We start from the raw sequence: 25,893 nt of genomic DNA on the forward strand, positions 1-25,893 counted from the left end.
TGCGACAATTGAAATATGTCTAACATGATTATGCGAGTTTGCTTTGAATACGCGTGATCTCCAGGCGTTCGTCGCGGTCGTCGACAGCGGGTCGATGGTCGCCGCCGCCGCGAAGCTTCATCTGACGCAGCCGGGCCTCACGCGGCGCGTGCAGAACCTCGAGACGCTGCTGGGCATGGCGCTGCTCGAGCGTCAGAGCAAGCCGCTGAAGCCGACCGCCGCCGGGCGCGACGTCTATGCGCTCGCGCGCAACGTGCTGGGCGCGGTCGACGAATTGATGGCGGCCGGCGCGCCGGACAGCGAGCCGTCAGGCGAACTGCGCATCGGCGTGCCGCCGTTCCTGTCGGAGCTTGCGCTCGAGCAACCGATCGACCGGCTGCGCGATGCGTTTCCGCGGCTGACGCTGCGCGTGACGGCCGGCTGGTCGCCGGCGCTCGTGCAGGGCATCGAGCGCGGCACGCTTGATGTCGCGACGGTGATGGCGCCGGCCGGCGCGGCGCTGCCCGACGCGCTGACGGCCACGCTGCTCGGCACGCAGCCGACGGTGCTCGTCGCCGCGCGCGATTTCCCGCTGCCGGATGGCCCGCTGTCGCTCGACGTGCTGTCGCGTTTCCCGTGGGTGCTGAGCCAGGACGGCTGCGGGATGCGCTCGGCGCTGAGCCGTGCGCTCGGGGCGGCCGGGCTGCCGTTCGACGTCGCGGTCGAGGCGTTCGGCTCGGAGTTGCAGCTGTCGCTCGTCGCGCGCGGCGCCGGCATCGGCATCGCACCGCCGAACGCGCTGGCGCGCAGCGCGCATCGCGATGCGTTGAGGGTGGTGGAAACGGCGGGGCTGGAGACGCGGATCAACGTGTGGGTCGTGCACGGCGCGCTGCCGGGCCGCCTGACGCGGCCGGTTGCGCTGCTGCGCGACGCGCTGGCAGACGTGCTCGACAGGGAGAACAGGAAGGGGTCGGAGTCGAACTAACGATCTAGAGTGCGCATTCGAGGGAAAATCCTTATTTTCCCGACGGAAATGTTGCATTGCGGAAATCGATTCGCTATAGTTACACCTGTCTCCTCCATGTCTCCTCTGATATGGATTCAGCCCGCCTCTTAGGCGGGCTTTTTTTTGCCCGCGATTTTGCCGCAGGCCATCCGTTCCTTCCTTCGTCCCTTCCCGTCGCCGGCGTCAGAACTTGTAGGTCATCCCGACATAGCTGATGATCGGATCGGCCTTCAGGTCCGATTTCGACTCGGAGAGCACCGTGCCGTCGGCCGCCTTGATCGTCACCGTCGACGTCGTCTTCAGCGGGATGTAGGTCACCGACGCGATCAGCCCGAAATGCTCGGTGATGTTGTACTGCAGGCCTGCGTTGAACACCGGCTGCCATGACGACGACGCCTTCGCTTCCACCGAGGTCGTACCCGGCTTGCCCGCGCCCGCCGCGAGAATTGCGCCGAGGTTGTCCTGCGTCTGCTTGATGAAGTTCGTGTTGAGCTGCAGGTCGCTGAACCAGTTGTACGACACGCCGAGGCCGAGGAACGGCCGGAACTTCGCGTTCGCCTGTGCGAAGTAGTACTGCAGGATCACTGCCGGGCTCCACTGCCGCACGCTCTTCACGATCGGGTTCACCGACCCGAGCCCGATGTTCTGCGTGCCGAGCGCGCCGGCAGGGCCGGGCGGGCGGATCGTCCCCTGGCCCGATACCTTGAACACCGGCGGTACGCCGGCCACCGACGTGACCGCGATATGGTCGGTCAGGAAGTGACTGACCGTCAGGCCGACGGTATCCGCGCCGCTCGTGCGCAGCCCGGTGCCCTGCGACGTGAACGACGGCGGCAGCCGCAGCGGCGTGTTGATCGGCGTCGGCGCGACGTTGGTCGTCATCGGCGTGCTGCTCTGCTGCGGCATCACGTGGAACCAGCCCAGCGTGACGACGTTGCTGCCGGCGCTCTGCGCGTGCGCCGCGAGCGGCGCCAGGGCGGCGGCACCGGCCGCCGCGCAGAGAAGGGTCTTCTTCATCACGGCTTGCCTCCGCTTACTGGACGAACGCGCCGATCGTGAAATACGGCGTCGAACCCGCGTTGTCGAGGAAACCGAACACGCCACCCGTGAAGATGAACTTGCCGGTCGGCGACGTGCTGCCCGAACCCGTATGGATCGTCGTGACCGTGCCCGGCACCTTCTGCGTGTAGTCCAGGTCGAGCGGGGTCGCGAGCGAGGCCTGCGACGGCTGGAACGGATCGAGCAGCGTGGCCTGGTTGTTGATCAGCGCGGTGGTCCGGTAGTCGAACCGGCTGTCGACGCCGATGTATTCGCCGTTCTGCGAGCCGGCCGCGATTGCCGTCTGCGGCGCGAGGATCGAGATGCTCGATTCGTCGTCGGCGGTCAGGCCCGGCACGCCGTTGCTGTCGGGCGTCGGGTTCGGGTTCGCGACACCGGTGCGCACGAGGATCGGCACCAGCTGGTTGCGCAGCTTGCCGACGATCATGAAGCCCTTGCCCTGCGGCGTCGCCGACAGCGTCGGCTTCAGCTGGCTCGCGTAGTTGTTCGTCTGGAACGCGCCGCTGCCGTCGGCCGACTGCACGAAGTTCGTGCCCTGCTGCGCGCACGCGCCGCCGGCGAACTGGCCGGTCGAATCGCACTTGGTCCACGTGCCGTCCGCGTTGATCGTCACCTTCGCGTCGATCGACGCCGGCGCGAAGTTCTGCGACGGCACTTCGCCGAAGCCGACGTGGCTGTACGTGCCCGCGACCTTCGTGATGTCGGTTTCGATCGACGAGAAGCCGATGAACGGGTAGTACGGGAATTTCGTGTCCGGCACGGCAGCCTGGCCGAGCACGCCGCCGAACTGGATTTCCTTGCCGGGGATCGTGCCGCCCGCGACGCCGAAGCCGACGAAGATGCGCGCCGGACGCGACGAGTCGAGGCTCGCGCCGTTCAGGCGGAATGCGCACTGGTTGAGCTTGTTGGTCGGCAGCATCGTTTCCTGGGTGAGCGTGCCGCTGTCGACGGTGCCCGCGCGGGTCGGCGTGACGGTGCCGGTCGTTCGCGGGACCGGCGATTCGACATAGGTGACCTGCCAGGTCATCTTGGTCGTGTCGAGCTGCACCTTGGCCAGTTCGCCGCTGCCGGCGCCGCCCGTGTAGACGGTGCTGTAGTCGAGCGACGCGGGGCAGAGCCGGTCTTCGACGAGCGGGGGCGGATTGTCGCTGCCGCCGCCGCAGGCGGAAAGAAGGGGGGCGGCAAAGGCCGCCGCCAGAATGAGGTTGCGCTTCATGTTGCTCCTCCAGATTTGTCTTGTCCGGCGGCCAGCTCCCTGTCGGCCGCTTCTATTGCTTGTGCTCGTGCTGCCCGCGCCGTGCCGGGCGCCGTCGCTTCGTGCCTTCCCTGCATCCCGCGGCGGCGAACCGGCCGCCGCCGCGTCCCCGATCGTTACTTGCTGATCTGCGCACCCACGCCGAAGTACGGTGTCGACGACGTGCTCGAGTTCGCCGACGTCTGCGTGACGCCGCCGTTCACCGTGCCCTGGATCAGGGCCGCGTACAGGCCGCCCGTCGCGATCACCACGCCTGTTGCGGACGGGTAGCTCGCCCCGCTCGGCGGCTTCGTCGTCGCGTTCAGCAGGCCGGCCGTCGTCTGGCCGTAGTCGAGCGTGAAGCCGTCTTCTTCAGCCTGCGTGGTCGGATTGATGAACGACGCGTTGCTGCCACGGATCAGTGCGGCCGTGTACTTGAAGTTCGAATCCGCGCCCGCGTAGCCACCGTCGATCGCGCCCGACTGGATCGCACTCGCCGCGCCGAGCACCGCGATGCCCGATTCGTCGTCGACCTTCGCGTCGGTATGCAGCGCGAGGTCGGTGCCCAGATACACGGAGCCCGTGCGGACCACCACCGGCACGGTCGCGCCGTTGAGCTGGCCGATGACCATGTGCGCGGTCGCCGACTTGCCGGTCGCGCCGATCAGCGGCAGTTGCGTCTGCGGCAGGATCTGCGGTGCCTTCGCGCTGTCGAGATAGCCGCCGTTCGCGGTGTTGACGGTCCACGGATCGCCGGTCGTCTGGCAGCCGCCCGCACTCGTCGACGTACACGCGCCGTTCGCATCGAACGTCTCGCTCGAATTCGTGCCCTTCGTCGCGTAGTTGCCTGACGGCACGAGGTGGTAGAGCAGCGCGTTGTACGTGCCCGGCAGCTTCGTGAGGTCGGTCGTCGTGTTCGCGAAGCCGAGGAACGGATAGAAGTCGAAGTGGCGGTTCGGCACCTGGCCGACGTTCTTGAAGACCGGGAGGCCGACCACGCTGATCGTCAGCCCGTCGTACTGGACCGTCGCGCCGGGGATGCCGCCGCCCGCGACACCCATGCCGACCAGCAGCATCGGCGGGTTCGCACGGTTGAAGTCGGCGGCCGTCGAATAGGTCGAGCCGTCCGGCGCCTTGCCCGAACCCGGCGTGAAGACGAACGCGCAGCGCGTCTGCTCCGCGGTCGGCAGCGCGCCGGTCGGCGGGTGGATGACCTTGCCGGTGATCGTGGTGCCGGCGCGGGTCGGCGTGACCGTGCCGGTCGCGAGCGGAATCGGCGATTCGAGCCACTTCAGCGTGTAGGTCATCGCGACCGCGTCGATGTTGACGCTGACGATCTCGCCGCTACCGGCGCCGCCGAGGTACGTGCTCTTCACGATGTCGGCATCGGCCGGGCACAGCGAGCCATTGACGGGCTGCGACGGCGGCGGCCCTTGCGTGCCGCAGTTCGATCCGGAACATTGGGGGGCGTTGATCGGCGCGGGCGAGCCACCGTCCCCACCACCACAGGCAATCAGGAAAGGTGCGATGGCAAAGGCCGTTGCCACCCCCTTCGATAAGGCGTGCGACATGCCGCTGTCTCCAATCGTTTAATTGTGCGAGCTAATGTCGCTGCGCGGATTTTTGCTGTCAATTGATGAACTCGTCTAAAAAAGGCGATTGAAACAAAGCGCGCGTTAGGAATCCTTGCAGGATGGGGTTTTCAGTAAGAATTAAAACGCGTGGAGGGCGGTAGAGTGCTGCCGAAGTTGGGCGATTGCCACGCACGGTCGGCTCGCGGAGCCTTCCCGCGTATAACGGCAGTGTTTAAAGCGAGGGTATCCGGTTTATCCCTATTCGGGATTGACAGGAGAAAGGGAGGGCGAAATTAATTCACCGGTAATCGCGCAATGGAAAGCTTGTAAATATTTGTAAATGCGCGAACCGGATTTTATATATTGCTTGCCGCGGGTAAATAAAAAGCCGGCCAGCGGCCGGCTTTGCATCGCGTGCAAGCGGGATCAGCGCGTGAGGCCCGCGTCCTCGGCGGCGCCGATGTTCAGGTTCATGCACTGGATCGCGGCGCCCGATGCACCCTTGCCCAGGTTGTCGAGGCGCGCGACCGTGACGAAGCGCTCTTCGTTGCCGAACACGAACAGGTCGACACGGTTCGTGTCGTTGTTCGCCTGCACGTCGAAGAAGCCGCTGTCGAGGTTCGCGTCCGCGTTGAACGGCGCGACGCGCACGAACGGTTCGTCCGCGTAGTACTCGGCGAACACGCGCTGCACGTCCTGCGGCGTCGCGCGTTTCGCGAGCTGTTCGGGCGTGAAGTAGGTCGTCACGGCGAGGCCCTTCAGGAACGGCCCGACGATCGGCGTGAAGATCGGCGCGTGCGCGAGGCCCGTGTGCGCGGCCATTTCCGGCAGGTGCTTGTGCGCCAGCGCGAGCGCATACGGACGCGGGCTCGCGAGCTTGCCGCCCGGCGCCGCGCTTTCGTATTCGGCGATCATCGACTTGCCGCCGCCGCTGTAGCCGGTGATCGAGTAGCTGTGCGCGGCGAAGGTCGGCGCGACGATGCCCGCGTCGACGAGCGGACGCATCGCGAGCACGAAGGCCGATGCGTGGCAGCCCGGCACGGCGATGCGCTTCGACGTGCGAATCTTCTCGCGCTGCGCGCGGGTCAGTTCCGGCAGGCCGTACGCCCAGTCGGCGCTCGTGCGGAACGCGGTGCTCGCGTCGATCAGCGTCGTGTTCGGGTTCTCGACCAGCGATGCCGATTCGCGCGACGCGACGTCCGGCAGGCACAGGAACGTGACGTCCGACGCGTTGATCAGGCGGCGGCGCTCGTCGACGTCCTTGCGCTTCGCTTCTTCGATGCGCAGGATCTCGATGTCGTTGCGCGCCGACAGGTATTCGAAGATCTTGAGGCCGGTCGTACCTTCCTGGCCGTCGACAAAAACTTTGGTGCTCATTTCGCTCTCACTGAATGAAACGGGAGCCGCGGCGCCCTGAAACCGCCATTTTAAGACGTCATCCGGCGGACCTGCACCGCACGGGGCGAAAAAAGACGGCCCGCGGGCCGTCTTGTGTCCCTTTCACGCACCTGCGCCGCGCCGCCCCGCGACCGGCGGCGCGAGCGGGCGGGCGCCCGGGCGCGTTCAGCGGCCGCCGGCCATCCAGCGGGCCGCCGCGTCGGCGACGCGCGCGCCGAACGCCTTCGCGGTCTCGAGGTCGCCGGGCAGCGGGCCCTCGTCGGGCGTCGCGTCCGCCGGCGACTGCGCGAGCAGGCCCGTGAAGCCGCCGACGTAGTTGATGTCGTTGCGTGTGGCCGCCTTTGAGTTGGCCGGCATCATGCCCGTGCCGACCCACACCATCCCATGTTGCATCGCCAGCGTGACGAAATACTGAATCGTCGAGAACTTGTCGCCGTTCATCGTCGCGGAGTTCGTGAAGCCCGCGGCGATCTTGTCCTTCCACTTCTGCGTGAACCACGGTTTCGACGTGGCATCGGCGAATTGCTTGAACTGCGCGGACGGGCCGCCCATGTAGGTCGGCGCGCCGAAGACGATCGCGTCCGCCGCGTCGAGCGCGGCCCAGCCTGCGTCGTCGAGTTCGCCGACGGCGATCAGGCGTGCGGTGGCGCCGGCATCCTGCGCGCCCGCATGGACGGCCTCGGCCAGTTTCTGCGTGTGACCGTAGCCGCTGTGATAGACGATGACGATGTTCGACATGAAGCGTTCTCCGGAAGGGGACGAAACGGCAGGCGCCGTGGCCTGCCGCGACACGCGCCGCTTGGGCGGCGCGACCGATGCGCGGCGGGATGCCGCGTTCGGTGCAGCCGAGTCTAGCAAGCCGAAATGACGGGAGAAAAGCGTGCGTCGGACACACCGAATTTCGCAGGCGGGGACCATCGCGACGCCGGACGTGCGGCGGCGCGCGAGCGCTTACTGTCCGTAATTGACCGTGAGTCGGGCGGTGCCGATCGTCAGCGTGCCGATCTCATGCTCGAACATCGGGGCGGGGCGCCCTTGCGCGACGCGCAGGTCGGTGCCCTTCAGCGCATAGATAGTGATCACGTAGCGGTGGGGCTTGCCGGGCGGCGGGCACGGGCCGCCGTAGCCGTCGACCCCGAAGTCATTGCGCGCCTCGCTCGCGCCAATGCGCCGCAGGAAGCCCGACGCGCTCGCATCGGCCGGCACGCTCGTGACGCTCGCCGGGATGCCGGCGACGGCCCAGTGCCACCAGCCGTGCCCCGGCGCATCGGGATCGAAGATCGTGATCGCGTAGCTGCGCGTGCCGGGCGGTGGATTGCGCCAGCTGAGCTGCGGCGAACGGTTCTCGCCCTTGCAGTCGCCGCGGTCGAACACGTTCGCGGCGCCGACGCGCCCGCCGGGCGTCAGCTCGTCGCTCGACACGGTGAACGGGCTTTCCGCCCGCGTGGGCGGGGCGGCGAACGCGGCGCACGCGGCAGCGCAGAGAAGGGCGACGATGAACGGAGACGGACGACCCGGGCACGCAGGCGAAGTGATCCGGCGATCCACACGCATATGGCGCTTCTCCCGTCACGTAAACCGGGTCGATGCTCCCGGCATTGTTGGCGTTGTGCGTTGCCTGCGCAGCTGATGGCGGCGATGGATCAAGTCTAGCATTAGGGTTCGATGAGCGATGCATGCCGTTGCCCGCAATCGGCAGCGGCCTGATGCGGATCGACGGGCGAAAAAAAACCGCTCGCGATCAGGCGAGCGGTTTTTTCAGCCAGGGTGCCGGCGTGCGTGCCGGCGCGGCGTCATTCCTTCGGGGCCGTTGCGCCGCCGTGCGCGGCCGACCACTCGGCCGGCGCGTGCAGGAACTTCTCGACTTCGTCGAGCGTCTTGGTCTCGAAGTAGCCCGATGCCTTCGCGACGCGCAGCACGTCCCACCAGGTCGCCAGCGCGTGCAGGTCGACATCGATGTCCTTCAGGACCGACACGCTTTCCTTGAAGATGTTGTAGTGGAACAGCACGAAGCAGTGGTTCACCGTCGCGCCCGCGGTGCGCAGCGCGTTGACGAAGTTGATCTTGCTGCGGCTGTCGGTCGTCAGGTCTTCCACCAGCAGCACGCGCGAGCCTTCTTCCAGATGACCCTCGATCTGCGCGTTGCGGCCGAAACCCTTCGGCTTCTTGCGCACGTACTGCATCGGCACCATCATGCGGTCCGCGAGCCATGCCGCGAACGGGATGCCGGCCGTCTCGCCGCCCGCCACCGAGTCGATCTGCTCGAAGCCGACGTCGCGCATGATCGTCGTTTCCGCCATTTCCATCAGCGCACGACGCACGCGCGGATACGAGATCAGCTTGCGGCAGTCGATGTAGACGGGGCTTGCCCAGCCGGACGTGAAGATGAACGGTTTTTCGGCGTTGAAGTGCACCGCCTGCACTTCGAGCAGGATTTTGGCGGTCGTATCCGAGATCGACTGACGATCGTAGCCTGTCATGGGCATTCCTTGGGTGATGAGCGAAGAGCGGGCGCGGGCCCGGTGGCGCAGCAAGGGGAACCTGCCGGAGGGGCCGGGGTGCGATCGGCGGGCCGATCGCATCGCTGCGCGCGTAGCCGGCTATTTTACCCGATTCAGGCCGGTTTTCGGCGAACTCGCGCAGGTTCGACGCGCCGCTCGCCACCGGCGAAACAAACGGGGCGCGATCATCCTAATGCTGATGCCAGGGATGCCGCGGTGCACCAACAGAGGTCATTTAGGGGGTGTACACTAGGCGACCCTTAGAAATCGTTCAGTACTTTGTACTTCCTCTTGCCCACCCGCCAAGGTTCGGTGGCGTGCCGACCCGGCGCGTCGCGAGCCGTCTCGCAGTCGACTATCCCCTCGATCCCGGCAGACGCGGCTCAAGGTGCTGTGTACTGAACCGTCAAAATTTCGCATGTCTCTCGCAGGTCAATCATGGACGAACAACTGAAGCAGGCCGCACTCGCTTATCACCTGAACCCGAAACCCGGCAAGATTTCGGTCACCCCGACCAAGCCGCTGTCGAACCAGCTCGATCTGTCGCTTGCCTATTCGCCGGGCGTCGCCGCTGCGTGCGAAGCGATCCACGCCGATCCGCTCGACGCGCAGAAGTACACGTCGCGCGGCAACCTCGTCGGCGTCATCACGAACGGCACCGCCGTGCTCGGCCTCGGCAACATCGGCCCGCTCGCTGCAAAGCCGGTGATGGAAGGCAAGGGCTGCCTGTTCAAGAAATTCGCGGGCATCGACGTGTTCGACATCGAATTGTCGGAGTCCGACCCCGACAAGCTCGTCGAGGCGATCGCGATGCTCGAGCCGACGCTCGGCGGCATCAACCTCGAGGACATCAAGGCGCCGGAATGCTTCTACATCGAGCAGAAGCTGCGCGAGCGCATGAAGATCCCGGTCTTCCACGATGACCAGCACGGCACCGCGATCATCGCGTCGGCCGCGATCCTGAACGGCCTGAAGGTCGTCGGCAAGAAGCTCGCCGAAGTGAAGCTCGTGTGCTCGGGCGCGGGCGCGGCAGCGATCGCATGTCTGGACCTGCTGGTGAACCTCGGCCTGACGAAGTCGAACATCCTCGTTGCCGATTCGAAGGGCGTGATCTACGAAGGGCGCGGCAACCTCGATCCGTCGAAGCAGCGCTATGCGGCGACCACCGACGCGCGCACGCTCGCCGACGCGATCGTCGGCGCGGACGTGTTCCTCGGCTGCTCGAGCGCGGGCGTGCTGAAGCAGGACATGGTCAAGACGATGGGCGACCGGCCGCTGATCCTGGCACTCGCGAACCCGGAACCGGAAATCCGCCCGGAAGACGCGAAGGCGGTGCGCCCGGACGCAATCGTCGCGACCGGCCGTTCGGACTACCCGAACCAGGTCAACAACGTGCTGTGCTTCCCGTTCATCTTCCGCGGCGCGCTCGACGTCGGTGCGACGACGATCACGGAAGAAATGAAGCTCGCGTGCGTGCGCGCGATCGCCGAACTGGCCCAGGAAACCGAGCAGAGCGAGGAAGTCGCGAAGGCGTATGAAGGCCACTCGCTCGAATTCGGGCCGGAATACCTGATTCCGAAGCCGTTCGACCCGCGCCTGATCATCAAGATCGCGCCGGCCGTCGCGCAAGCCGCGATGGATTCGGGCGTCGCCACGCGCCCGATCCAGGACATGGACGCGTACCGCGAGCAGCTCGGCGCGACCGTCTACCGCACCGGCATGGTGATGCGCCCGGTGTTCGCGACGGCGAAGCAGAAGCAGGCCCGCATCGTGTTCGCCGAGGGCGAGGACGAGCGCGTGCTGCGCGCCGCGCAGTTCGTGCTGCTGGAAAAGATCGCGAAGCCGATCATCATCGGCCGTCCGTCGGTCGTCGAGATGCGCCTGCAGAAGATCGGCTCGAAGCTGAAGGCCGGCGTCGATTTCGAGATCGTGAATCCGGAAGACGACACGCGCTATCACCGCTACTGGCAGGCGTACCACGAGATCGGCGCGCGCGACGGCGTCACGCCGGAAGTCGCGAAGGCCGCGCTGCGCAAGTTCAACACGCTGATCGGCGCGATGCTCGTGCATCTGGGCGATGCGGACGGGATGATCTGCGGGATGATCGACACGTACCACACGCACCTGAAGTTCATCGAGCAGGTGCTGGGCCGTGCGAACGGCGCCGAGCACTACGCGGCGATGAACCTGCTGATGCTGCCGGGCCGCAACCTGTTCATGTGCGACACGTACGTGAACGAAGTGCCGAGCGCGGAACAGCTCGCCGACATGACGATCCAGGCTGCCGCCGAGATCGAGCGCTTCGGCATCACGCCGAAGGCCGCGCTGCTGTCGAACTCGAACTTCGGCAGCGCGCCGTCGTCGTCGTCGCGCCGGATGGCGGAAGCCCGCAAGCTGATCAGCGAGCGCGCACCGAACCTCGAAGTCGACGGTGAAATGCACGGCGACGCGGCGCTGTCCGAAGCGGTCCGCAAGGCCGCGTTCCCGGGCACGACGCTGTCGGGCGAAGCGAACCTGCTGATCATGCCGAACGTCGAAGCGGCGAACATCGCGTACAACCTGCTGAAGATGGTCGGCGGCGAAGGCGTGACGGTCGGCCCGTTCCTGCTCGGCGCGGCGAAGCCGGTCCACATCCTGACGCCGGCCGCGACCGTGCGCCGGATCATCAACATGACGGCGGTTGCCGCCGCGAACGCGAACACGAAGTAAGTTCGCGCCCGCGTGGGCCGCGCATCACGCGCGGCACCATGAAAAACGCCACGGAACTCGCGTTCCGTGGCGTTTTTTTTGTGTCCTGCGTGCCGCACGGGGCGGGCGTCCCGACCGCGAACGCCCGCCGCGTACCGTTACGCGACCTGCTGGCTCGTCTGCCCGGCCGTCGGCGAACGCCACTGCGCGAGCAGCGTGTTCCACTTCTGGCGCACCGCGCGCAGGTTGTTCTCCTTCACGTGGCCGTAGCCGCGAATGCCGTCCGGCAGCGCCGCGAGCTCGAGCGCGAGCGGGCGGTTGGCCGCGTTCAGCTTGTCGAGCACTTCGCCGATCAGCGCTTCGTACTCGCCGATCAGTGCGCGCTCGGTGCGGCGCTCCTCGGTGCGGCCGAACGGGTCGAGCCCCGTGCCGCGCAGAAACTTCGCCTTCGCGAGCAGCCGGAACGCGGACATCATCCACGGGCCGTACGCCTTCTTCACGAGATGGCCGTGTGCATCCGTCTTCGCGAACAGCGGCGGCGCGAGGTGGAATTTCAGCTTCCAGTCGCCTTCGAACTGCGACGACAGGCGCGCGAGGAACGCAGGATCGGACTGCAGCCGCGCGACCTCGTACTCGTCCTTGTACGCCATCAGCTTGAACAGATTGCGTGCGACCGCTTCGGTCAGCGGCTCCTGCACGGCGTCGCCGTCCGCCAGCGTGCGTTCGGCCGCCCGCACCCTGTCGACGAAGGCTGCATAGCGCGATGCGTACGCGGCGTTCTGGTACGCGGTGAGGACTTCCACGCGCTTCGCGATCAAGGCGTCGACCGCCTTCTTCGTGTGCAGCGCGATCACCGTCGCGCCCTGCACGGGGCGCGCGTCGCCGGCCGCGGCCTGCTTCACGCTCGCGAGGTCGTGCGCGGCGCGGCGACCCCAGTCGAACGCCGCCCGGTTCTTCTCGACCGACACCGCGTTCAGCTCGATCGCGCGTTCGAGCGATGCGAGCGTGAGCGGCAGCCAGCCTTTCTGCCACGCGTAGCCGAGCACGAACGGGTTCGTGTAGATCGCGTCGCCGAGCAGCGCGACCGCGAAGCGGTTCGCGTCGATGAAGTCGACGGCCGTGCCTGCCGCCGCGCGGATGTCGTTTTCGGCGGACACGCCCGGGAACGCCCAGTTCGGGTTCTTGATGAACTCGGCGGTCGGCGTCTGCGCGCTGTTGACGACCACGCGCGTCGTGTCGTGCCGCATCCGCGACGTGCATTCGTCGCCGGCCGTGACGATCGCGTCGCAGCCGATCACGAGGTCGGCTTCGCCCATCGCGATTCGCGTCGCGTGGATGTCGGTCGGCGCGTGCGAAATCTGCACGTGGCTCATCACGGCGCCGCCCTTCTGCGCGAGGCCCGTGACGTCGAGCACGGTCACGCCCTTGTTCTCCAGGTGCGCGGCCATGCCGAGCAGCGCGCCGATCGTGACGACGCCCGTGCCGCCGACGCCCGTGACGAGCACGCCGTAGGCACGATCGATCGCCGGCAGCGTCGGCTCCGGAATCGGCGGCAGCGCGCCGCCGTCGACCGACACGGCCTTCGGCTTCTTCAGCTGGCCGCCCTCGACCGTGACGAAGCTCGGGCAGAAGCCCTTCAAGCACGAGAAGTCCTTGTTGCAGCTCGACTGGTTGATCTGGCGCTTCGTGCCGAATTCGGTTTCGAGCGGCTCGACCGACAGGCAGTTCGACTGCACCGAGCAGTCGCCGCAGCCTTCGCACACCGCGTCGTTGATCACGACGCGCTTCGCCGGATCCGGATACGTGCCGCGCTTGCGGCGGCGGCGCTTCTCGGTCGCGCAGGTCTGGTCGTAAATCAGGATCGTCGTGCCGGCGATCTCGCGCAGCTCGCGCTGCACGTCGTCGAGCTGGTCGCGGTGATGGATCGTCACGCCCGGCGCGAGCAGCGCCTTCTGGCCGTCGTACTTTTCCGGCTCGTCGGTGACGATCACGATCTTCTTCGCGCCTTCGGACGCGAGCTGGTGCGTGATCTGCGGCACCGTCAGCACGCCGTCGACCGGCTGGCCGCCCGTCATTGCGACTGCGTCGTTGTAGAGGATCTTGTAGGTGATGTTCGCCTTCGACGAGATCGCCGCGCGCACCGCCAGCAGGCCCGAGTGGAAATAGGTGCCGTCTCCGAGGTTCGCGAACACGTGCTTTTCGTCGGTGAACGGCGCCTGGCCGATCCACGGCACGCCTTCGCCGCCCATCTGGCTGAAGGTGCTCGTGCTGCGGTCCATCCACACCGTCATGTAGTGGCAGCCGATCCCGGCGATCGCGCGCGAGCCTTCCGGCACGTTGGTCGACGTGTTGTGCGGGCAGCCCGAGCAGAACCACGGCTTGCGCTCGGTCTGCACGTGCGGCTTCGCGAGCGCCATTTCCTTCGCGTTGATCACCGCGAGCCGCGCGGCGATGCGCGCGCGCACGTCGGACGGCAGCTCGAACTTCTCGAGGCGCGTCGCGATCGCCTTCGCGATGATCGCGGGCGACAGTTCGTAGTGCGCGGGCAGCAGCCAGTTGCCCATCGGCACCGACCATTCGCCGCCGGCGCCGTCCTTCTCGTCGAACTTGCCGAATACGCGCGGGCGCTGCGCATCGGGCCAGTTGTACAGCTCTTCCTTGATCGCGTACTCGAGGATCTGGCGCTTTTCCTCGACGACGAGGATTTCGTCGAGGCCGCGCGCGAATGCCTGCGCGCCTTGCGCTTCGAGCGGCCACACGCAGCCGACCTTGTAGAGGCGGATGCCGATCCGGGCGCAGGTTTCGTCGTCGAGGCCGAGGTCGCTCAGCGCCTGGCGCACGTCGAGGTACGCCTTGCCGCCCGTCATGATCCCGAAGCGCGCGGTTGGCGAGTCGATCTCGATCCGGTCCAGCTTGTTCGCGCGCACATAGGCGAGCGCCGCGTACCACTTGTAGTCCAGCAGCCGCGCTTCCTGCACGAGCGGCGGGTCGGGCCAGCGGATGTTCAGGCCGCCTTCCGGCAGGATGAAGTCGGTCGGCAGCACGATCTCGGTGCGATGCGGGTCGATGTCGACCGACGCCGACGATTCGACCACGTCCGTCACGCACTTGAGCGCGACCCACAGGCCCGAGTAGCGGCTCATCGCCCAGCCGTGCAGGCCGAAGTCGAGATATTCCTGCACGTTGGACGGGAACAGCACCGGCAGCCCGCAGGCCTTGAAGATGTGTTCGGACTGGTGCGCGAGCGTCGACGATTTCGCCGCGTGGTCGTCGCCGGCGAGCACCAGCACGCCGCCGTGCCGCGACGAGCCGGCCGAGTTCGCGTGCTTGAACACGTCGCCGGTGCGGTCGACGCCGGGGCCCTTGCCGTACCACATGCCGAACACGCCGTCGTGTTTCGCGCCGGGGTACAGGTTCACCTGCTGCGAGCCCCACACGGCGGTGGCGGCGAGATCTTCGTTGAGACCGGGCTGGAAGACGATCTGGTGGGAGGCGAGGTGCTGCTTGGCCTTCCACAGCGAGAGGTCGAGGCCGCCGAGCGGCGAACCGCGATAACCGGAGATGAAGCCGGCCGTGTTGAGGCCGGCGGCGCGGTCGCGTTCCTGCTGGAGCATCGGCAGGCGCACGAGCGCCTGGATGCCGCTCATGTACGCGCGGCCGCGTTCGAGCGTGTATTTGTCGTCGAGCGTGACGGACTTCAGCGCAGCTTCAAGCGAAGCGCGTTGGTCTGCGTCTAGCGGGGCATTCATTGAACAGTCTCCTCCACCCAGTTTGGGATCACCAAAGCTTCATTTGCGTCGACGTCTTGTGAACGTCTCGGCAGTGGCCGGCATATTGGCCGGTTTTAAGCGATGGTAGCACTGGGATAAACCCGTCGCCCATCGGCCGGCGTGCCGCGCCGCGTCGACGAAACGGCGCGCCGCAATGCGTTACATCATGTAAAAGCATGTAAAGCCGGCCCCATCTTCGTACAAATGCCGTTAATCTTGTCGGCCTGCCGGAGGTGCCCGGCCGCGTCGGCCCGTTTCGACGCAACCGGGGAGGCGCCGGCAGTTTTTAAGGAGGTGCAATGAATACACGTCATATCCAGAGTTTCCTGATCGTGTCCGCGGCGTTTTTCGCGATGACCGGCCCGGTGCACGCGCGAGGCGCGAGCGCACTGGCGGCAGCCGGCGCGCAGATGCGTCAGATCGCGCCGGCGCAGGACGCCGCAGCGCAGGCGGCCGAGCGCGTCATCGCAGCGAAGGCGAGCGTGCGTTGATCCGTTCGCGCGGCCGCCGGGCCGCGCCGAAACGCGCAGAACGACAAAAGGGCGGGAATCGCAAGATTCCCGCCCTTTTTTCTTGTGCCGCCGATGTGCGCGCGGCTGTCCGCGTCAGGCCTTGTCCTGGACCACGCCGCGGCGGATCTGGTCGAGCTCGATCGATTCGAACAGCGCCTTGAAGTTGCCTTCGCCGAAGCCCTGGTTGCCCTTGCGCTGGATGATCTCGAAGAAGATCGGGCCGATCTGGTTCTCGGTGAAGATCTGCAGCAGCAGGTCGTCGCGGGCCCCGTCGATCAGGATCTTGCGCTTCTTCAGCTCGTCGAGCGATTCGCCGTGGTTCGGCACGCGGCGGTCGACCAGCTCGTAATACGTGTCGATCGTGTCGAGCAGCTTCACTTCCTTGGCGCGCAGGCCGTCGACCGCGCCGTAGATGTCGTTCGTGCCGAGCGCGATGTGCTGGATGCCTTCGCCGTGATACGCGTCGAGGTATTCCTGGATCTGGCCGGCCGTGTCCGAGCCTTCCTCGTTGATCGGGATCCGGATCTTGCCGCACGGCGACGTCATCGCCTTCGACTTCACGCCCGTCACCTTGCCTTCGATGTCGAAGTAGCGCACTTCGCGGAAGTTGAACAGGCGCTCGTAGAACTCGGCCCATTCCTGCATGCGGCCGCGATGCACGTTGTGCGTCAGGTGGTCGATGTAGGTGAGGCCGTGGCCGGCCGGATTCGGGTTCGCGCCGGCGATCGGCTCGAAGTCGACGTCATAGATGCTGATGTCGCCGATGGCACCGGGCTGCGCGCCGTTCTTGCCGCGCCAGCGGTCGACGAAATAGATCAGCGAATCGCCGATGCCCTTGATCGCCGGGATGTTCAGCTCCATCGGGCCCGTCTTGTTGTCGAAGCCCCACGCGCCGAGGTCGAGCGCGTGCTGGTACGCCTTCGCGGCGTCCTGCACGCGAAACGCGATCGCGCAGATCGACGGGCCGTGCAGGCGCGCGAAGCGTTGTGCGAACGAGTCGGGTTCGGCGTTGATGATGAAGTTGATGTCGCCCTGGCGGTAGACCGTCACGTCCTTGTGGCGATGGCGTGCGATCGCGGTGAAACCCATCCGCTCGAACAGCTGTCCGAGCGCTTTCGGATCCGGTGCGGTGTATTCGATGAATTCGAAGCCGTCGGTGCCGACGGGATTCTCCCAGTTGGGGATCTGCATGCCGTGTCTCCTGTGTGCTGAGCGAGCGGCCGGGGTGAGGTGGGCAGCCCGGCCGGTTTCATGTCGAAGGTGATGCGTGCCGCGGCGCGCGCAACGCATCGCTCCATGCGACAGAGTGTAGCGGGCAGGGGGGAGCGTAAACTTGCGAACTTGATTGTCCGTGCCTACGATGGCGCAATTTCAAGTCTCGAAACAATCATCGGAGGGCAGAAAATGGCGCAAGCCGAATTGGATGCCATCGACCGGCGGATTCTCGCGATTCTTCAGGAGAACGGCCGCCTGTCGAACCAGGAGATCGCCGAGCGCGTGAACCTGTCGCCGAGTCCGTGCCTGCGGCGGATCCGACGGCTCGAGGAGATCGGCGTGATCACCGGCTACGTCGCGCTGCTCGATCCGCAGAAGCTCGGGCTAGACCTGCTCGCCTACGTGAGCGTGCGGCTCGAGAAGCGCGGCGGCCTGGCGCCGGTCCGTGCCGACGAGACGTCGGCGCGCGCGGGCGCGACCCACGCGGAACTGTTCCGCGCGGCTGTGCAGACCTGGCCGGAAGTGGTCGCGTGCCATGCGATGACGGGCGACATGGATTACCTGCTGCGCGTGCAGGTCGAGGACATGGCGCACTTCTCCCGCTTCGTGCAGGAGCATTTGCTGCACCACCCGTCGGTGATCGATGTGAAGACGAGCTTCTCGCTCGAGTGCTTCAAGGAGACGACGGCGTTGCCGATCCGGTCAGTGCGCTAGCGCGCGGCGCCGGGAGAAGGGGGCAAGAAAAGAAGGCCGGGCGCCCCGCGGGGTAGCCCGGTCGGCCGATGTCACGCCGTCAGCGCGGCGGGCATCAGCGATTCGATGAACTTCGACGTGCGGTGCGTCTGGCGCTTCAGCGCATAGTCGAACACCGCGGCCTGTTCCTGCAGCATCTCGGCGAGGATCGTCGAGTGGTCGGCCGGCGGCAGCGACAGGTACGCATCGGCTTCGCCGTATGCGTATTCGATCCGCATCCCGGACTTCTTCGCGATGTGCATCATCGTCGCGTTGCGCGACAGGCAATGCATGTACAGCATCGTCACGCGGGTGTTGCGGCTGCGGATCGCCGCGCGCTCGAACAGCTTCGAGCCGACGCCGCGGCCGCGGGCGCTTTCGAGCACCGACACGCCGAATTCGGCCGTGCGCTTGTCGCCTTCGGCCGGCAGGTACGCCAGGTGGCCGACGCCGATCAGTTCGAGCGCATGGTCGAACACGCCGAACACGGTGTCGCGGCCGAAGTCGATCGTCCGGACATAGTTCTCGATCACGTGGTCGGGCACCATCTGGCCGAAGCGCAGCAGGCGGTCCTCTTCGTCGAGCGAGAGAAAGTGGGTGAGCATTCGCTCACGGTCTTTGGAAGCCAGTTCCCTGACGAGAACCGGCGCAGTACCGGCGTCGCCGACGGCATCGGCACGGCGGTTGAGTTGCGTGTTCATCGTGGGTTCCTCAGTGTGGTGCTGCACAAGTGTGTTGTGCGATGCAACAGCATTTTACCCGAGCGGGGTTGGGGAAAACCCGTATTTGACGTTATTTGTGCTGAGGGGAAATTCTAAATCCGCTTAGTTCATTTGCTATCTGTTTGATTTATAACGGATTAAAAATTCATCATATGAAATGCACGGCGGCCTGTCGCAGTGTACCCGCTGCGCAACGCATGCTGCCGCGCGGCAATCAGGCGCCAGACGACAGCCCGCGCTCCATCAGGTCGATCACCTGTTCGGCGAAGTCGCGGTAGCCGAGGCGGCCGCCCGGCTTGAGCCACGTGAACGTCCAGTTGATCATCCCGAACACCATCATCGTGACCGACGTCTGGTTTTCCTTGGAGATCCGGTCCGGATAGGCGCGCGCGAGCTGGCGCGCGAATGCCGCGACGATGTCGCGCTGGCGGTCCAGCACGATTTCGCGCTGCGCATCCTCCAGATACTTCACGTCGTTGAGCAGCGCGACGTGGCGGCTGTGCGACGTCTCGTACTCGGCGAGGAACGCCCGCACCAGTTCGGCGAACGCGTCGCGCTCGCTGAGGCCGCGCCGCTGGCTGGCGCCTTCGACCTCGGCGATGATCAGCATCAACCGTTTCGTGTAGCGGTCGAGCAGGTCGAACAGGATCGCTTCCTTGCTCTCGTAATAGTGATAGAGACGTGCCTTCGACGTGCCGCTCGCGGTCGCGAGATCGGACATCGACGTGCTCGGATAGCTCGTTTGCGCGAATTTCTCGGCGGCGAGATCGAGGATCTGCTCGCGCTGGGATTCGTGGTCGGGCGCTCGGGTACGGGCCATGGTCGAATGCGAAAGAGTAGCGTTAGCGGGGCGCGGCTGGCGCGCGTACCTGCGTGGAAGAGAGGGCGGCCGGCGCGTCGTCCTGCAGCTCGAGCCGGCCGGCTGCCGCGAGCTCGCGGCAGCGCCACCAGGCGATCGAGTCGCTGACGAACAGCCCGCCGCGGTCGGCGCCGGCCATGATGCCACCGACGACGCGTTGCGCGGGCAGCCAGCTGGGTTCCGCGTGCGCGGCGATCAGCGCGTCGAGATCGGCGTACTGGCCGCTCTTGATCGTATTGCTCACCCAATAGCGCAACTCGGCATTCAGATGCTTGGCCTCCTGCCATTCGAGCGCGAGGCGGCCGATGCGCAGCACCGAGACCGGCGCGGCCATCGGCCGTTTGCGGGCGAGCGCCGCCGGCGAGAACATCCCGGTCGAACAGGCCTGGTCGGTGCGGGTCAGCGCCGCGCGTTGCGGCGCGTCGAGGTCGGCGGTCGACAGCCGCACCTCGTTCAGGCGCTGCGGCACGTTGCGCAGGTGATAGGCAACACGGCGCAGCAGCAGTTTGTCGCCGACGCTCGGCGCGTGCCAGACGACCACCTGGCCCGTGTCCATCGCGAGCTGGTCGAGGCGGGCGAACTCGCCTTCGATTTCCGCGTTCCAGTCGGGAATCTGATCGCCGAGCACGCGCTGCCAGAAGGCGGCGCGCGTGTCGGGCGTCTCGTCGGCGCCTTTCAGTGGCCCGACCGCGAGATCGTCGAGCAATCCGACGACGCGCTCGTCGCGTCCGGCTTGCGCGAGCGCCTCGCGTAGCGACGCGGCGGCGGTGCCGCCCTGAATCACGTGAATGGTACTCATCGGCCTGTCATCGAACAAAAGAAAACCGCCGGCCGGGCGGACGCGATGACGTCCAGCCGGCCGGCGGCCCCTAGTGTAAGCGAGATGTGTGACGACGAGAAACCGGCAGGCGGCGCCGGTACGACGCCGCTCAACGCTCGTCGAAGCTTACGACGACCTTGTCGCTGATCGGGTGGCACTGGCACGTGAGCACGAAGCCGTCCTTCACTTCGTGTTCCTCGAGCGTGTAGTTCTTTTCCATCCGGACTTCGCCTTCGACCACCTTCGCCCGGCACGTGCAGCACACGCCGCCCTTGCATGCATAGGGCAGGGCGAGGCCCGCGCGCAGGCCGACGTCGAGCAGGCTCACGCCTTCGTACGGCAAACGCAGCTTGCGCTTCTTGCCGTCGAGCACGATTTCGAGGTCCGCGGCCGGCGTCGTGTCGGTGATCTCGACGACGGGTGCGCCGGCCTGCGGCAGCGGCGTGCCGAAGCGTTCGACATGCACCTTCGCCTGCGGCACGCCGGCCGCCTTCAGCGCGGCTTCGGCTGCGTCCATCATCGGCGCGGGGCCGCAGATGAACGCTTCGTCGATCGCGTCGGCGGGCATCAGCGTGGCGAGGAATTCCGCGCATTTCGCCTGGTCGAGGACGCCATTGAACAGCTCGACGTCTTGCTGGTCGTCCGACAGCACGTGATACAGGACGAAGCGGTTCATGTAGCGGTTCTTCAGGTCCTCGAGCTCCTCCGCGAACATGATCGCGTCGACGCTGCGGTTGCCGTAGATCAGCGTGAACGTGCTGCGCGGTTCGAGTTCGAGCGTCGTCTTCACGATCGCGAGCACCGGCGTGATGCCCGACCCGCCGGAGAACGCGACGTACTGCTGGCCGTGATCGGCGTTCAGGTGCGTGAAGAAGCGGCCATCCGGCGTCATCACGTCGATCGTGTGGCCCGGCTTCAGCGTATCGAACGCGAAGTTCGAGAAACGGCCGCCGCGCACGCGCTTGATGCCGATGCGCAGTTCGCCGTCGCGGTCGTAGTCGGTCGTGCCGACACAGATCGAGTACGAGCGGCGCGTTTCCTCGCCGTCGATATGGGTCTTCAGCGTGACGAACTGGCCCTGCGTGAAGCGGTACGCGTCGCGCAGCTCCGGCGGCACGTCGAAGGAGACGGTAACGGCGTCGGCGGTCTCGGGGCGCACGTCGCGGATACGCAGCGGGTGAAATTGCGGAGTCGCCATGATCAATAGGGTTTGAAGTAGTCGAAGGGTTCGCGGCAGTCGACGCAGCGATACAGCGCCTTGCAGGCCGTGGACGCGAATTGTGCGAGACGCTCGGTGCGGGCGGAGCCGCAGCGCGGGCAAACGGGCGCCGCGACCGGCCGCGGCACGAAACGCACGACGGTTTCCCGTGGCGCGGCGCTGCCGCACAGACCGACGGGCGGCGCGATGCCGTAGGCGCGCAGCTTCTCGCGCGCTTCCTGCGTGATCCAGTCGGTCGTCCACGCGGGCGCGAGCACCGTCTCGATCCGGTGCGGCGGCAGGTCGGCGGACTGCAGCGCGGCGGCGATGTCCTCGGCGATCTGCGACATGGCCGGACAGCCGGAGTAGGTCGGCGTGATCACGACTTCGAGCAGGCCGTCGTCCGCGCGACGGACGTCGCGCAGGATGCCGAGCTCGCGGATCGACACGACCGGGATTTCGGGATCGGGCACCGCTTCGAGCACGTCCCACGCACGCGCGAGCAATGGATCGTTGCGGTGCGCGGCGGGCGTGGCGTCGGCGGGTGTGGCGGTCTGGACGGACATCGTCGGGCTCCGTTGGGTCGGCCGGTTACCAGGTCGCGCCGGGGTGCTGGCGCGCGAGGCTCTGCATTTCCGCGAGCAGGTAGCCCATGTGCTCGGAGTGCTCGCCCTGCTTGCCGGTCGTCACGTGCTGGACGGGCGCCGGCAACGTGAGCGTCGCCTCCGCGAGCGCATCGTCCACGTCCGCGCGCCACGCGGCTTCGAGCGCGGCCGGTGCCGGGGCGATGCCCGGTGCGGCGACGGCGTCGTCGATTGCGTCGGCCGCGAAGAATTCGCGCGTGTACGGAATCAGGTAATCGAGCGCAGCCTGCGCGCGGCGATGCGATTCGTCGGTGCCGTCGCCGAGGCGCACCAGCCATTCGCGCGCGTGCTGCACGTGATAGCGGGTCTCCTTCACCGATTTCGCGGCGATCGCGGCGAGGTGCGCGTCCGTCGACGTTTCGAGCGCCGTCCACACGTGCAGCATCAGCGTTGCGTAGAGGAAGTTGCGCACGATCGTCACCGCGTAGTCCTTGTCGGCGTGTGCGGTGCCGGCGATCGGGCCGTAGTGCGGCAGCTCGGCGAGCGTGAAGTTCGCGAATTCGCGCTCGGTGCGGAAGTACGCGTAATCGTCTTCCGTCTTCGCCGCGCCGTTGAGCTGGCGTTCGAGTTCGGCTGCGTGTGTATACAGCATGCGGGCCTGGCCGATGAGGTCGAGGCTCATGTTGGTGAGCGCGATGTCTTCCTCGAGGATCGGGCCGTGGCCGCACCATTCGGCGTTGCGCTGACCGAGGATCAGCGCGTTGTCCGCAAGGCGCAGCACATAGGAGAGGTGTTCGGGCGTGATCGTCATGGCGCGGGCGTTACATGTGGTTGACTTCGTCGGGCAGCGTGTAGAACGTCGGGTGACGGTAGATCTTGTCGCCCGCCGGTTCGAACAGCTCGGCCTTCTCGGCCGGATCCGACGCGGTGATCGCCGACGACGGCACCACCCAGATGCTCACGCCTTCCTGGCGGCGCGTGTAGACGTCGCGCGCCATGCGCAGCGCCATCGACGCGTCGGCCGCGTGCAGGCTGCCGCAATGCTTGTGGTCGAGGCCCTGCTTGCTGCGCACGAACACTTCCCAGATCGGCCATTCCTTGTTCATCACTCTCTCCTGAATCCTGTATTCGATGGTTGCCGCTCAGGCGGCGTGCTGTTCGGCGCGGGCGCGGCGCTTCGCTTCGTGCGCGAGCGCGGCTTCGCGTACCCAAGCGCCGTCGTCGTGCGCCTTCACGCGGGTCGCGAGGCGTTCCTTGTTGCAAGGGCCGTCGCCGTTGACGACGCGCCAGAATTCATCCCAGTCGATCGTGCCGTAGTCGTGATGGCCGCGCGCCTCGTTCCATTTCAGGTCCGGGTCGGGCAGCGTCACGCCGAGTACCTTCGCCTGGTCGACCGTCGCGTCGACGAACTTCTGCCGCAGGTCGTCGTTCGAGATCCGCTTGATGCCCCATTTCGCGGACTGGCTGCTGTGGACCGAATCGGCGTCGCTCGGGCCGAACATCATCAGCACCGGCCACCACCAGCGGTTCACGGCCTGCTGGACCATCGCGCGCTGCGCGTCGGTGCCCTTCATCATCGACAGCAGCGCATCGAAACCCTGGCGCTGGTGGAACGACTCTTCCTTGCACACGCGGATCATCGCGCGCGCGTACGGGCCGTACGTGCAGCGGCACAGCGGGATCTGGTTCATGATCGCGGCGCCGTCGACGAGCCAGCCGATCACGCCGACGTCGGCCCAGGTGGGCGTCGGGTAGTTGAAGATGCTCGAGTATTTCGCCTTGCCGGCGTGCAGCGCGTCGATCAGCGAATCGCGCGATACGCCGAGCGTTTCGGCCGCGCTATAAAGATAGAGGCCGTGGCCGGCTTCGTCCTGGACTTTCGCGAGCAGGATCGCCTTGCGCTTCAGGCTCGGCGCGCGCGAGATCCAGTTGCCTTCCGGCAGCATGCCGACCACTTCCGAGTGCGCATGCTGCGAGATCTGGCGGACCAGCGTCTTGCGATAGGCGTCGGGCATCCAGTCCTGCGGTTCGATCTTGCCGTCCGCGGCCATGACCGCGTCGAACCGCGCTTGCTCGGGTGACTCGGCTGCGGCGTCGAGCGGCGCGACGTTGCCGGGGATGTCGAGGGATTGCGTGTACATGGCGGAGATTCTCGTCCGGTTGAATGTGTGCGAAGTATAAACCAACCGACCGGTCGGTTAATAAATTTCTTGCGCATTTGCGGCGAGACTCGGGTAAACGAGGGGAGTCGGGGCGCGATCGCTGCGCTGGAAGGCGGTTCGGCGCGTGAGATCGGCGGCTTCTGCGGCACAATGCCCGCTTTCCGATGAGGATTTCGCCGATGTCATTTCGAAGCAGCTTCGTCGCGACCGTGCTGGGCGCGTCCATGTTCCTGTCGCCGCTCGCGGCCTCGGCCGCACCGGCCGGGTGGGTCGCCGCGTGGGCGACTGCCTTGCAGCCGATTCCCGACCTGGCTGCGCCGCCGCCGCTCTATCGTGCGCCCGACGTGGCCGGGCGGACCGTTCGGCAGATCGTCTATCCGACCGTATCGGGACATGCCGCGCGGATTCGCGTGAGCAATGCATACGGTCGCGCGCCGCTGGTGATCGACGCCGCGGGTCTTGCGCGCGCGGGTGACGGCGCGGCGCTTGCCGATGGGGCGAGCACGGCCGTGCGCTTCGGTGGCAAGGCGTCGGTGACGCTCGCGCCGGGCCAGGAGCTCGAAAGCGACCCGGTGGCGATCGACTTGACGGCCGGGCGGCCGTATGCGATCAGCCTGGCGATGGGGGCGAACCAGCGGATGACCGTGTGGCACCGCGTGTCGAACCAGTTCAATTACGTATCGGCGCCGGGCGATCACGTGAACGACCCGGGTGCCGGCGCATTCCGCACGCGCTTTACCCAGTATGCATGGGTGACCGAATTGGCCGTCGAGGCTGGTGCCGCGCGGGCGAGTGTCGCGGCGATCGGGGACTCGATCACCGATGGGCTGCGCTCCAGTCTGAACCGCAACCGTCGCTGGCCGGATGCGCTGACGCTCCGGCTGACCGCGGCAGGTTCGAATACGCTCGGCGTGGTGAATCTCGGGATTAGTGGCAACCGGCTGCTCAGCGATTCGGCGTGCTACGGCACGTCGCTCGCGTCGCGGTTCGAGCGCGATGCGCTTTCGCGCGCGGGGGTGAAGGCGGCGATCGTGCTGATCGGCATCAACGACATCAACTTCGCGGCGATGCCGCCGCGTGCAGGGCTCGATTGTGACAGCCCGCATACGCAGGTCACGGCCGCGTCGTTGATCGACGGCTACCGCCGGTTGATCGAGGCCGCGCACCGCCAGGGCGTGAAGGTCTTCGGTGCAACGCTTACGCCTGCGGCATTGCCGGCCGGGCGCGAGGCGATCCGGCTCGAGGTGAACCGGTGGATTCGGAGCGGCGGCGGGTTCGACGGTGTGGTCGACTTCGATGCTGTGCTGCGCGATCCGGCGCGCCCGAGCGTGCTGCTGCGCCGATACGACAGCGGTGACGGCATTCACCCGAGCGACGCCGGCTACACGGCGATGGCCGACGCGGTGCCGCTGGAGCGGCTGCAGGCCGCGGCCGGCGGCAAGTGAAATCGCCTAATACATATATATAGAGAGAGTGCGACCAGCCGCCGGCTGCTTCAGGATCGCGGGCGGTGCGTAGTCCGTCGAACCCCAAGCCCCCGTGCGCGGCAGCGCACGGGGGCTTTTTCAAAATATTTTCACAAAGGGGCTTGCGGAGACGGGGTGGGGTGCTTAGAATCACGCCTCTTTCGCGCTAACGGAAACGCGGCGCGGGAGGGAAGGGAAGCGGTGCTGTCGAGGGTAGATTGTAGGAGCCCCGGCGCACACGAAGTTGAACCCCCGCCGTCGCAACGAAGCAGTTCAAAAAGTTGTTGACGAGCGAAGAAAGACGGTTCATAATCTCACGTCTCTGCTGCTGAAAACGCAGCGCTGCTGAGAAACAGAAGGTTTCTCGCAGAAATGCTCTTTAAAAATTAACAGCCGATAAGTGTGGGCGCTTGA

General features: G+C 66.5%; 23 protein-coding genes. 6 read left to right on the forward strand and 17 right to left on the reverse strand.

Annotated features, from left to right (window positions below; all coding sequences use genetic code 11):
- The first annotated feature begins 43 nt into the window (after positions 1 to 43).
- Positions 44 to 964, forward strand: a complete 921-nt coding sequence (locus tag ACVK00_RS27805; RefSeq protein WP_284898999.1) for a LysR family transcriptional regulator — start codon at positions 44 to 46, stop codon at positions 962 to 964.
- A gap of 204 nt (positions 965 to 1,168) precedes the next feature.
- Here the strand turns inward: ACVK00_RS27805 and ACVK00_RS27810 are convergent, their stop codons facing one another.
- The 5 genes from ACVK00_RS27810 to ACVK00_RS27830 all read right to left on the reverse strand — a co-directional run bounded on the left by ACVK00_RS27810 (position 1,169) and on the right by ACVK00_RS27830 (position 6,988).
- The gene (locus ACVK00_RS27810) at positions 1,169 to 2,002 is read right to left on the reverse strand and encodes an OmpW/AlkL family protein (protein ID WP_166726418.1); all 834 of its coding nucleotides are present in this window, start codon (positions 2,000 to 2,002) and stop codon (positions 1,169 to 1,171) included.
- Between the two features lie 16 nt (positions 2,003 to 2,018).
- Positions 2,019 to 3,260, reverse strand: a complete 1,242-nt coding sequence (locus ACVK00_RS27815) for a DUF2957 domain-containing protein (RefSeq protein ID WP_006752471.1) — start codon at positions 3,258 to 3,260, stop codon at positions 2,019 to 2,021.
- Between the two features lie 155 nt (positions 3,261 to 3,415).
- The gene (locus ACVK00_RS27820; protein WP_284898997.1) at positions 3,416 to 4,849 is read right to left on the reverse strand and encodes a DUF2957 domain-containing protein; all 1,434 of its coding nucleotides are present in this window, start codon (positions 4,847 to 4,849) and stop codon (positions 3,416 to 3,418) included.
- A 429-nt stretch (positions 4,850 to 5,278) separates the two neighbouring features.
- Positions 5,279 to 6,229: an N-acetyl-gamma-glutamyl-phosphate reductase gene (gene argC, locus ACVK00_RS27825; RefSeq protein WP_228906532.1), complete on the reverse strand. Its 951-nt coding sequence runs from the start codon at positions 6,227 to 6,229 to the stop codon at positions 5,279 to 5,281.
- A gap of 186 nt (positions 6,230 to 6,415) precedes the next feature.
- The gene (locus tag ACVK00_RS27830; protein WP_175723782.1) at positions 6,416 to 6,988 is read right to left on the reverse strand and encodes a flavodoxin family protein; all 573 of its coding nucleotides are present in this window, start codon (positions 6,986 to 6,988) and stop codon (positions 6,416 to 6,418) included.
- On the opposite strand from ACVK00_RS27830, the gene ACVK00_RS27835 reads away from it, so the two are divergent.
- On the forward strand, positions 6,978 to 7,118 hold the full coding sequence (locus tag ACVK00_RS27835; protein ID WP_354122896.1) for a hypothetical protein: 141 nt from the start codon (positions 6,978 to 6,980) through the stop codon (positions 7,116 to 7,118). The genes ACVK00_RS27830 and ACVK00_RS27835 overlap by 11 nt on opposite strands.
- An 83-nt stretch (positions 7,119 to 7,201) precedes the next feature.
- Here the strand turns inward: ACVK00_RS27835 and ACVK00_RS27840 are convergent, their stop codons facing one another.
- Both ACVK00_RS27840 and ACVK00_RS27845 read right to left on the reverse strand, forming a co-directional pair.
- Complete coding sequence (locus tag ACVK00_RS27840) at positions 7,202 to 7,804, reverse strand: YbhB/YbcL family Raf kinase inhibitor-like protein (RefSeq protein ID WP_284898993.1); 603 nt, start codon at positions 7,802 to 7,804, stop codon at positions 7,202 to 7,204.
- Positions 7,805 to 8,043: 239 nt separating this feature from the next.
- Entirely contained in the window at positions 8,044 to 8,730 is a 687-nt protein-coding gene (locus ACVK00_RS27845; protein WP_006752465.1) for an orotate phosphoribosyltransferase, read from the reverse strand.
- Positions 8,731 to 9,189: 459 nt separating this feature from the next.
- On the opposite strand from ACVK00_RS27845, the gene ACVK00_RS27850 reads away from it, so the two are divergent.
- Positions 9,190 to 11,460 (forward strand): NADP-dependent malic enzyme, encoded by a 2,271-nt coding sequence (locus ACVK00_RS27850; protein WP_006752464.1) that lies wholly within the window; start codon positions 9,190 to 9,192, stop codon positions 11,458 to 11,460.
- Between the two features lie 137 nt (positions 11,461 to 11,597).
- On the opposite strand, the gene ACVK00_RS27855 is transcribed toward ACVK00_RS27850, so the two are convergent.
- Complete coding sequence (locus tag ACVK00_RS27855; protein WP_284898985.1) at positions 11,598 to 15,188, reverse strand: indolepyruvate ferredoxin oxidoreductase family protein; 3,591 nt, start codon at positions 15,186 to 15,188, stop codon at positions 11,598 to 11,600.
- A 320-nt stretch (positions 15,189 to 15,508) separates the two neighbouring features.
- Here ACVK00_RS27855 and ACVK00_RS27860 point away from each other — a divergent pair, with 320 nt between their 5' ends.
- Positions 15,509 to 15,700: a hypothetical protein gene (locus ACVK00_RS27860; RefSeq protein ID WP_228906540.1), complete on the forward strand. Its 192-nt coding sequence runs from the start codon at positions 15,509 to 15,511 to the stop codon at positions 15,698 to 15,700.
- Positions 15,701 to 15,814: 114 nt separating this feature from the next.
- Here ACVK00_RS27860 and hppD read toward each other — a convergent pair whose 3' ends face one another.
- Complete coding sequence (gene hppD, locus ACVK00_RS27865) at positions 15,815 to 16,912, reverse strand: 4-hydroxyphenylpyruvate dioxygenase (protein ID WP_284898982.1); 1,098 nt, start codon at positions 16,910 to 16,912, stop codon at positions 15,815 to 15,817.
- A 213-nt stretch (positions 16,913 to 17,125) separates the two neighbouring features.
- Here hppD and ACVK00_RS27870 point away from each other — a divergent pair, with 213 nt between their 5' ends.
- Positions 17,126 to 17,650 carry an Lrp/AsnC family transcriptional regulator gene (locus ACVK00_RS27870; protein ID WP_011655746.1) on the forward strand — a complete coding sequence of 175 codons (525 nt, stop codon included), beginning with the start codon at positions 17,126 to 17,128 and terminating at the stop codon, positions 17,648 to 17,650.
- A gap of 71 nt (positions 17,651 to 17,721) precedes the next feature.
- Here ACVK00_RS27870 and ACVK00_RS27875 read toward each other — a convergent pair whose 3' ends face one another.
- From ACVK00_RS27875 to paaA, 8 genes are all read right to left on the reverse strand, one after another.
- Entirely contained in the window at positions 17,722 to 18,369 is a 648-nt protein-coding gene (locus tag ACVK00_RS27875) for a GNAT family N-acetyltransferase (RefSeq protein ID WP_006752459.1), read from the reverse strand.
- A gap of 235 nt (positions 18,370 to 18,604) precedes the next feature.
- Entirely contained in the window at positions 18,605 to 19,210 is a 606-nt protein-coding gene (locus ACVK00_RS27880) for a TetR/AcrR family transcriptional regulator (protein ID WP_006752458.1), read from the reverse strand.
- A gap of 22 nt (positions 19,211 to 19,232) precedes the next feature.
- Positions 19,233 to 20,048, reverse strand: coding sequence for a DUF1835 domain-containing protein (locus ACVK00_RS27885; RefSeq protein WP_228906544.1), 816 nt, complete (start codon positions 20,046 to 20,048; stop codon positions 19,233 to 19,235).
- Positions 20,049 to 20,178: 130 nt separating this feature from the next.
- Positions 20,179 to 21,267, reverse strand: a complete 1,089-nt coding sequence (paaE, locus tag ACVK00_RS27890) for a 1,2-phenylacetyl-CoA epoxidase subunit PaaE (RefSeq protein WP_006757883.1) — start codon at positions 21,265 to 21,267, stop codon at positions 20,179 to 20,181.
- 2 nt (positions 21,268 to 21,269) lie between these two features.
- Positions 21,270 to 21,833, reverse strand: a complete 564-nt coding sequence (gene paaD / locus ACVK00_RS27895; protein ID WP_284898970.1) for a 1,2-phenylacetyl-CoA epoxidase subunit PaaD — start codon at positions 21,831 to 21,833, stop codon at positions 21,270 to 21,272.
- Positions 21,834 to 21,858: 25 nt separating this feature from the next.
- Positions 21,859 to 22,662, reverse strand: a complete 804-nt coding sequence (gene paaC, locus ACVK00_RS27900; protein WP_228906548.1) for a 1,2-phenylacetyl-CoA epoxidase subunit PaaC — start codon at positions 22,660 to 22,662, stop codon at positions 21,859 to 21,861.
- 10 nt (positions 22,663 to 22,672) lie between these two features.
- Complete coding sequence (gene paaB, locus ACVK00_RS27905) at positions 22,673 to 22,957, reverse strand: 1,2-phenylacetyl-CoA epoxidase subunit PaaB (protein ID WP_006752453.1); 285 nt, start codon at positions 22,955 to 22,957, stop codon at positions 22,673 to 22,675.
- 36 nt (positions 22,958 to 22,993) lie between these two features.
- Positions 22,994 to 23,992: a 1,2-phenylacetyl-CoA epoxidase subunit PaaA gene (gene paaA / locus ACVK00_RS27910; RefSeq protein ID WP_057929978.1), complete on the reverse strand. Its 999-nt coding sequence runs from the start codon at positions 23,990 to 23,992 to the stop codon at positions 22,994 to 22,996.
- Positions 23,993 to 24,192: 200 nt separating this feature from the next.
- Here paaA and ACVK00_RS27915 point away from each other — a divergent pair, with 200 nt between their 5' ends.
- A complete protein-coding gene (locus ACVK00_RS27915; RefSeq protein WP_284898932.1) occupies positions 24,193 to 25,458 on the forward strand; it encodes an SGNH/GDSL hydrolase family protein in 1,266 nt (421 codons plus the stop codon).
- The last annotated feature ends 435 nt before the right edge of the window (positions 25,459 to 25,893 follow it).

It is taken from the genome of Burkholderia sp. PvR073 (assembly GCF_054055695.1).